This is a genomic window from Silvanigrella sp. (assembly GCF_044369315.1).
Classification (GTDB): Bacteria; Bdellovibrionota_B; Oligoflexia; order Silvanigrellales; family Silvanigrellaceae; genus Silvanigrella.
This window is the reverse complement of record NZ_JBIPMD010000145.1, coordinates 1-8,393: the sequence shown is the minus strand read 5'-3', so window position 1 is coordinate 8,393 and position 8,393 is coordinate 1. Positions and strand designations below refer to the sequence as shown.

Sequence of the window (8,393 nt, the reverse complement as noted above, 5' to 3'; positions counted from 1 at the left end):
AAATGGAAGGAAAAAGATATTGGATTGAATTTTAACTGACAGACAATTTCATTTTTGGGAGTCTTTGTAAACAGGGAGATTGTCAGATAATATACCATCTACTACAAATTAACGCCATCCCACTTGATCAAGCATCATAATGGCCTTAGGAGTGTTTTCTCCCACCTTTGATAAAGTTACGGTATCAAATTTAGGTTTTCCCATATTCTTTAAGACATTTGTCCACTCAACATCTGTTCTTACAGGATACTCATTGTTCATTTTTGCTAAAATTTCTTGAGCATCTTTGCTTACTAAAAATTCGATAAGTTTAATTCCATTTTCTTTATTGGGAGCGTATTTTGCAATGCCAGCAATACTTGCATTGATATGCATGCCTCTATTTGTTTGGTTTGGAAATACAATTCCTAAATTTTTTACAACTTTTTGATCTTCGGGATCTTCCGATTTTAATAAGCGAGCGTAGTAATAAGTATTTACAATAGCAATTTCACCCTTGCCATTGTAAATTGCCTTCATTTGATCAATATCTCCACCTTCTGGTTTTCTAGCTAAATTCCCCGTGATCTTTTCGCACCACAATTTTGTTTTTTCTTCACCATTAGCTTGAATGAGAGAAGCTACTAAAGATTGATTATAGACATGATTAGAGGTTCGAGCTAAAATTTTTCCTTTGAATTTTTCATTTGAAAGATCTTCATAGTTTTGAATTTCATTCTCTTTTATTTTTGTTTTATCATATACAATGGCACGACCTCTTAATGTAATTGCATACCATGAGAAATTTTCTTCTACTAAATTACTTGGAACAGATTTTTGCAAGGTTTCCGTTTTAACGGGCTGAAAAAGATCTGCATTTTCAGCCTTCCAAGCATTTCCGATATCCACAGTTATAATCACGTCAGCTGGACTTTTTTTACCTTCACTTTTAATTCGCTCTATCATTTGTGAAGCTTCTTTAATTTGTAATAAATTTACTTTTATTCCGCTCTGTTTTTTGAACAATTCAAATAGTTCGTTATCTACACCATAATGGCGAGAAGAATATAAGTTCACAACTTTTTCATTTTCTGAAGATGCATAAACTTCGTGACTCATAAAGACGGATAACAAAAGACCAAAAACAGCAGATGAAAAGAATTTACTTTTTAATTTCATTTAACTTATCCTCATTTTGTTTTATTTGAAATCGCCTGAAAAAGCGATAAAAAAGATATATTGAAATCAAGAATCATTATCAATCAAAAATGAAGTTTTTTTTATAAACCTATGATATTTTTATTTAACTTTTTCAATTTCATGTTGAATCAACTACTTTGAGTTGCTTTTGAGCACTAAAATTAAAAATAGCAGACATGCGCAATGCTTTTTGTTTTTAGTTTATGATTCTGATTTTCTAAACGGAATTTTACGTTAGATAAATATTCAAATAATTTTCCACTACTTCCAAGAATTTCAAGAGGTGTTTCTATTATAAACTCTAACAAATACTTAGCTATAAGAAAGTTTTCTTTCAAACAAAATGAATTAAAATTAAACGAACTTTCGGTTAATTCATTCCAAAGATCATCTATATTATTAGGAAAATAAACTTCAGATTCTATTGCTCGTAATTCTAAATTCATATTTTTATGAACACGAATATAAAATTGAATTGACTTTGTTAAGTTATTCACAATATCTACAAAATCTTTTCCTTTGTATTTCTCTCCTAAAAGATTAATATCTGAATCTTTCGACTCATGTATGAATAATGCCAAACCATTTTTCTTTATTTTATGAAATAAATTTTGAATAAAACGAAAGAGAAAAGAATAGTCATTTATATAGTAAGCTGAATGTGAAACAAGCAAAATATCAATATTGTTTTTAAAATGAAGAAGCGTCTCCCCAAAACAATCACCCTCCAAAATTTCATTTTCAATACCAATATTATTTAGTCTATTTGAAGTTAATTTCACAAATTTTGAATTTTTTTCGATACCTTGATATTTTAAATTTAATTTATTCTTTAAAAATAATTTTCCAATTTGCTCTGATAAAATTCCATTTCCACAGCCTAAATCCAAAATAACAAAATCTTGCATATCTGCTTTATTATTATCAATATATTTTTGAAATAATTTTGAAATGAATAAATTTGTATTCTGTTTTTCATTTGTATTTTTTGAAAATGTTTCAAACCACAATGATGTTCTTTCACTTCGTAATGAGTTTTCAAAATTAGAAATAGAATTCATATGAATTTTTTCTCCTTTTTATGATCCTGATAACAATCCATATCAATTAAAAATTCTACTTTAGCTGCAAGTTCTCTAGCGAGATCGAGAGCTTGTTCAGCGGTATCATGAGTTACAATAATCGTTCCAATCACTTCTTTATCTAAAGAATTAAAATGAACCCACTTATCCATATCACTATGAAAATTTATGGCTTCCATATTTGGGTGAATTAAAAATTCATTTAAATTTTTAATTCCTTTAAAAACACCAATATTTGGCAACAAAAGCTTATATATTGCAACCACCTTTAAACTTTCTGGATGCCAATTTATATTTTGACCTAAAGCAAGATCAATTAACAAATGGGAAAGTTTTATGCCTGTTGAAATTTCAATCATTTGACTCGCTAATGGATTATTGTTGAGACTTGGAATAATATCTAAAATTTTTACAGAACTATTTTCAATTTTACAGTTTACTTGAATAGCTCCTACATCAAACTCTAGCTCATGAATTATTGGAGAAATTCTTTTGAATAGAAGATCCGTTTCATCATAATTAGCTGGGTAAACGGTTGCTATATCCAAAAAATGATTTTTTTAATTTGAATAACTTCTTTTATAAAAACACCAGTTAAGACCAACCTACCATCTATAGATTTTATAAAATGAACAGAATACTCATTTCCTTCAATCATACTCTCAATTAAAACACCTTTTCCAAAAGTATCACCGACAATATTTTGCAACTTATAATTATTTTCATGAAAATATTCTTTTAAATCATTTTCATTATTTAATTTTTTTGAAAAAATTCCTTTATTTCTTAATAAAGATTTCATTACACAAGGGTAACCAATGTCTTTCGCAAATAACTCGGCTTCTAAAATATTATTTGATAATGAATACTTTGGATTTAAATTCGGGTCCATTTTTTTTAACAACTCTCTTAATTTATAACGATTATTCATAATCGAAATACTTATAGCTTTGTTAGTAGGTAATTTTAAAAAATCACATAATGAAGCCGCATTATTTTCAAAATCTTCATTTAGAGAGGTCACTGCTAATATTTTATATTTTTTTAAAATAAAATTTGTTGCTTTCAGAAGAGATTTTATATCGGATGTATTTAATTCTATTACTTCATCAAAATATCTATAATAATAATGATCAAATTGATTTTTATTTCTGCAAAAAAAGATTGCTTTTAATCCTAATTCATTAACATATCTTAGTGATTCCATATTAAATTCAGTGAAATTTGCCTCAATAAAAATAAAACAATTCATATATTTATTCTCCAAAAGTAGAAATTAATGATATATAATTTAAATTTATTGAAATCATTAAAATTTAACATAAAATTTAAGTAATTTGTATTTATTTTTTTTAAAAATAATCATTTCAATTGTTATATATAATTAACAAATATCAATTGTCAATCAAAATTTTATATTATTTATAAATTTAATACAAATTTAAAATGGTACTCTTAAAATATCATATAATATAAATATATAAATCAAAAATCATAACATTTTTATAAATTAAATTATTTGAAAAATAAAAAGATATATGATAATTATTTATAACATTTTATTGTGTTTCATTAAAAAAATTATTTAAATATGATTACCAAAAAAATAAATAATTTAGTGGCATATTTTTTTATTTTCTTCGCGCGCCTGATTTTCAATATCTTCTAAAACAGACTGAACATTTGATCCCTGAATAACAATAGGTGAGTTTATTTTCATTTTCTCTTTTTTCGAATTTGAATATACAATATCTAATTGCAACCAGGTCCCAGAAGCTAAATCTAATAAAGCCTGTTTTGATGCAATAGTCACTTTATCATTATTTTGAAGAATATCAGAAGCTATCGCAGCTGTTTCTCCCTTAATGAAAAATATACTTTTCGTTTGATTTTCTTTACTTAATTCCTTAAAATTGCATCTTTTTATTTTTCCAACAATTTTATTATTAAAATCTTTTTTCACTTCAATAGAAATATCGCCACCACCTGTTCTTTCTATTAAAAAGGAGTCTAAAGAATCATAATTTGAAATTCCGTAAACTGCTGAATGCAATAAAAAAACGAAAGAAAGGAATTTAAGCATAAAAACACCCCAAATATTAAAACAAAATATATCATATTCTATTTATCTATTTTAGTAAATATGAATGAAATAAATATATTTTATTTTTTATATTTTTATTTTAATCTTAAAATATACACTTTTATATTTAGTATTTACATATATTTACACTTATGTTATAAAAAAAGCTGTTTAAAGAAATAGCTTCCCTAAGCTAATAGCATAAAGGATTTCCTAATTTGAAATTAAATTTTATTCATGGCTTTTTGGGGCGTCCCTCAGATTGGGAAAAAATTAAAATCTATTTTAAAGATTTTGACCTTCAATTCCATAGTATTTCAGACTATATTTTAGAAAATAACATAAATCATAATAATGATTTTTTAAATTGGTCTCAAAATTTTAATAATTCTTGTTTATTAAATAAATCTAACCATAAAAATATCATTATTGGTTATTCACTGGGGGGAAGACTCGCTCTCCACTCCTTAATATCTAAAAATTTTCAATGGGATGCTGCTATAATCGTTAGTGCGAATCCTGGTTTAAGCAATGAAAATGAAAAAAAACTCCGCATAGAAAAAGACCTTCATTGGTCCCATCGTTTTTTAAATGAAAATTGGGTAGATGTTATAAAAGACTGGGATTCCCAACCTACTTTTGCAGGAATTCAAAACACATTAGTTAGGAAAAAAGAAGAAATAAACAAAAATGAAATATTTGATATTTTAAATCGATTTTCACTTGGAAAACAAAATGACTTACAAGAAAGTATTGAAAAATTAAAAATACCAATTCTTTGGGTTAGTGGTGAAAAAGATACTAAGTTTTCCAGTATAACAAATAAGATTCAAGCATTAAATTCAGGTATTCAAATCGCTATTATACCTCATGCAGGACACCGAGTCCCTTGGGAAGCCCCTAAAGAGTTCTCTGATCTTTGTATCTCCTTTTTGTCTAAACTATAAAATAATTTCAATTTCATAAGAACAAAGCTTCTCTTATAAAAATTTAATTAAAAGACAGTAATGGCAATTCCTAAAAAATTGGGGTTGCATCATTATATATATTCATTTATTTTAATCTAATAAAATTAATTTTATTAGATAATAAGACGATATATTTAAAAGGATAAGTAAACAATGACATTCCAGTTTCCCTTTCGTAAAAAAAATCAAAAGGAAATCCTATTTATAAAAATCTTTCTAAAAATGAAATAAAAACATTTTCAATTTCTGCACTTGGTGGTTCTCTCGAATTTTATGATTTTGTTGTGTATATCTATTTTGCTGCTATTATGTCTAAATTATTTTTTCAAAATGACTCCCCTGTAGCAGGATTGATATTAACCTATTCCGTATTTGCTTGTGGTTATTTAGCTAGAGTCATTGGAGGATTGGTCTTTAGCCATTTTGGTGATAAAAATGGAAGAAAAAATTCGTTTTCATTTACTGTTTTTTTAATGGCAGCACCAACCTTTATTATAGGGATTTTACCGACCTATTCACAAATCGGAATTACTGCATCTATTTTATTATTTATCTGTCGTTTTGCACAAGGCTTGGCTATTGGTGGTGAAATTCCTTGCTCCATTACGTTTATTTATGAACATGCACAAAAATCTCATAGAGGTTTAGCTTGTGGAATTCTTTTTTGTGGAATTATATTTGGAATTTTTTTGGGATCAAGCGCAGGTTATTTAGTTACAAAATTCATGAGTGAAGAAACAATTTATTCATGGGGATGGAGAATTCCATTCTTAATTGGTGGAGTCCTTGGTTTAATTGGTGTTTATTTAAGAAGATATTTAACGGAAACACCAGTTTTTAAGCAAATGAAAAAAGAAAATATAAAATACCCCGTTCAACTTATATTTAAAGATCATAAATTTTCTTTAATACAAACAGCAAGTGCTATATGGGTTGTTGCGGTTGCTGTAACCCTTTATCTCTTGTATCTTCCAAATTACTTTAAAACATATTATTCATTTCAATCCGAAGATATCTTAAAAATAAATTCCATATTTGTTCTAATTTATGCATTATTTATTGTATTATTTGGCTATATTTCGGATAAAATTGGTGGTCGTAAAGTTTTTAACTTTTCTTGTATTTTATTTATCATATTCTCTTACCCTATTTTTAACTCCTTCAGTGAAAATGATTTCAATTCTATTTATATTTGTTATTCTATTGTATCTGTCGCTACGGCAGCTGCAACAGCTTCCGCTATTTTATTATTAGCAGAATCTTATCCTACAAAAATTAGATATTCTGGTTCATCATTAAGTTACAATTTGGCTTTTGGAATTTTTGGAGGATTTACACCACTTATTGCGACTACTTTAATTGAGCATTTTAAATCAAAAAGTGCGCCAGCTTTTTATATGATTCTGGTTGCTATCATTGGATTTATTTTAAGCTTAATAAGAAAGAATAAAGTTCATGATTCTTGAATAATTTATTCTTAATTTATTTTCACGTAGTCTACTTTTAAACTCGAATTTTTTTGAATGAGATTCGATATGGGATAAATATAATATCCCTCATATACTCCTGTTTTAGTACTTTTCTTATAAAGAATAATATCTTTTTTTAGTTTAACAATATAGTCAATATTTTCAATCTCATTACTTGAAATATTAGGAAATAGATCAAATATAAAACCTGTCTTTAATAAAGAATACTGAGTCGTGTTTAAAATATCATAGGTACCATCTTTTTTTAATATATATAAAAATTTATTTCGGTTATCTTGAACAACAAAAACAGCAAAAATTAATGATAAATATTTTTCACTCCATGTTTTTTCAATTACATATTTTCTTTCAATGCTATTTTCTATATTATCTAATTTTAAAATATTTCCCTTATAATCAATAAATCGAATGTCTCCCAAAAAATGATTTCTATTTGTGATTTCACCAAAAGCAAATAATTTATAATTTAACTGATAAGGATTAGATGAGCTAATCCAACTATAAACTCCCCAATATTCATCCACTGTACTTTCATAAGCAAACAAATTTGTTGAAGAGTTTAATTGTCTAAAAGAACCTTGATCATTTGTAAGAAATAAGGTTAAAGAATTTATTTCACTATAAGCATTAATTAGATTTTTTTTATTTATATTTATGTTTTCACCTATTTTACATAATGTCTTTTTTAATGAATTCCTTGCATCTAACAATTTAGTACATGATTCATCTTTAATTTTAATTGAATTCCATCTCTCATTATTAAAATGTTGTAAATACAACGCTATTTTTTTATTTGTATCGATATTTTTTATTAATATCTCATTTTTATTAATATCATCTTCGGTCCAATTCAGAACATGATTATACTCCAATTTATATAAATTAGAATTCCTTACAATCTTAAAATTAGCAGGATTTATATAGCGAAAATCTGTATAAAAATATTTATGACTATCTGTTTGATAAAAATAATACCTATCATTATATTTTAAGGATTCACCAATTGCCAGCCTATTTTTTTCATGAATATAGACCAGATTTTTTTCTTTATCATATTCTGCGAAATCCGTTTCATTTAAAAGTATGGAAATAATTTTACTTTCTGTATCAACAGAAGCTATAACATCCTTCAGATTTTTATTTATATTTTTAGACAAAAATTCAGACTTTAAACCTATTATTTGATATTCTAAATCATAATTAAATTCAAATATATACTCTTCATTAGAAAATACAAATTGATCTTTACTTAAATATTCTCTCTTTAATCCATTTAAATCAAATTGCTTAAAAGTAAGCTCACCAGTTGAACTCTCTATTATTATATAAAATTTGAGACCAGATATAAAATGATAAGAATGCCCCGTTTCTAAATCTTTGTAACTTTGAATTTTTTTAGCATCTTCATCATTTTCACAAAAAAATTGATTATTTTTTATCATAAAAAATTTATCTGTTTTTTGGTTATCTGTGATCCTCCCCTAAGAAAGTAGACACCCAGATCCGAAAAAAACTTATAGGAAAGAGGTGTTGAAATGGTGTTAACCAAAAGAAGGTATACAAGCGAATTCAAGCAAGGGGCGATTGAGCT

Annotated in this window: 8 protein-coding genes; 2 read left to right on the top strand and 6 right to left on the bottom strand. The window is 26.2% G+C overall.

The annotated features are described in order from the left end of the window. Positions 1-108: 108 nt before the first annotated feature. From ACIQ56_RS11495 to ACIQ56_RS11475, 5 genes are all read right to left on the bottom strand, one after another. Positions 109-1,158, bottom strand: a complete 1,050-nt coding sequence (locus ACIQ56_RS11495) for an extracellular solute-binding protein (RefSeq protein WP_397601202.1) — start codon at positions 1,156-1,158, stop codon at positions 109-111. Positions 1,159-1,340: 182 nt separating this feature from the next. Beyond that, positions 1,341-2,240, bottom strand: coding sequence for a methyltransferase (locus ACIQ56_RS11490; RefSeq protein ID WP_397601201.1), 900 nt, complete (start codon positions 2,238-2,240; stop codon positions 1,341-1,343). After that, positions 2,237-2,809: a hypothetical protein gene (locus ACIQ56_RS11485; protein WP_397601200.1), complete on the bottom strand. Its 573-nt coding sequence runs from the start codon at positions 2,807-2,809 to the stop codon at positions 2,237-2,239. Before ACIQ56_RS11485 ends, ACIQ56_RS11490 begins: the two co-directional genes overlap by 4 nt. Next, entirely contained in the window at positions 2,800-3,513 is a 714-nt protein-coding gene (locus ACIQ56_RS11480) for an acetyl-CoA carboxylase biotin carboxylase subunit family protein (RefSeq protein WP_397601199.1), read from the bottom strand. The genes ACIQ56_RS11485 and ACIQ56_RS11480 overlap by 10 nt, the downstream gene beginning before the upstream one ends. A 363-nt stretch (positions 3,514-3,876) precedes the next feature. Beyond that, complete coding sequence (locus ACIQ56_RS11475) at positions 3,877-4,344, bottom strand: hypothetical protein (protein WP_397601198.1); 468 nt, start codon at positions 4,342-4,344, stop codon at positions 3,877-3,879. Between the two features lie 218 nt (positions 4,345-4,562). Here ACIQ56_RS11475 and ACIQ56_RS11470 point away from each other — a divergent pair, with 218 nt between their 5' ends. Together ACIQ56_RS11470 and ACIQ56_RS11465 are read left to right on the top strand one after the other, a co-directional pair. Further along, positions 4,563-5,291: an alpha/beta fold hydrolase gene (locus tag ACIQ56_RS11470; RefSeq protein WP_397601197.1), complete on the top strand. Its 729-nt coding sequence runs from the start codon at positions 4,563-4,565 to the stop codon at positions 5,289-5,291. A gap of 221 nt (positions 5,292-5,512) precedes the next feature. After that, complete coding sequence (locus tag ACIQ56_RS11465) at positions 5,513-6,778, top strand: MFS transporter (protein WP_397601203.1); 1,266 nt, start codon at positions 5,513-5,515, stop codon at positions 6,776-6,778. An 11-nt stretch (positions 6,779-6,789) separates the two neighbouring features. Here ACIQ56_RS11465 and ACIQ56_RS11460 read toward each other — a convergent pair whose 3' ends face one another. Then, complete coding sequence (locus tag ACIQ56_RS11460) at positions 6,790-8,244, bottom strand: hypothetical protein (protein WP_397601196.1); 1,455 nt, start codon at positions 8,242-8,244, stop codon at positions 6,790-6,792. Positions 8,245-8,393 lie beyond the last annotated feature (149 nt).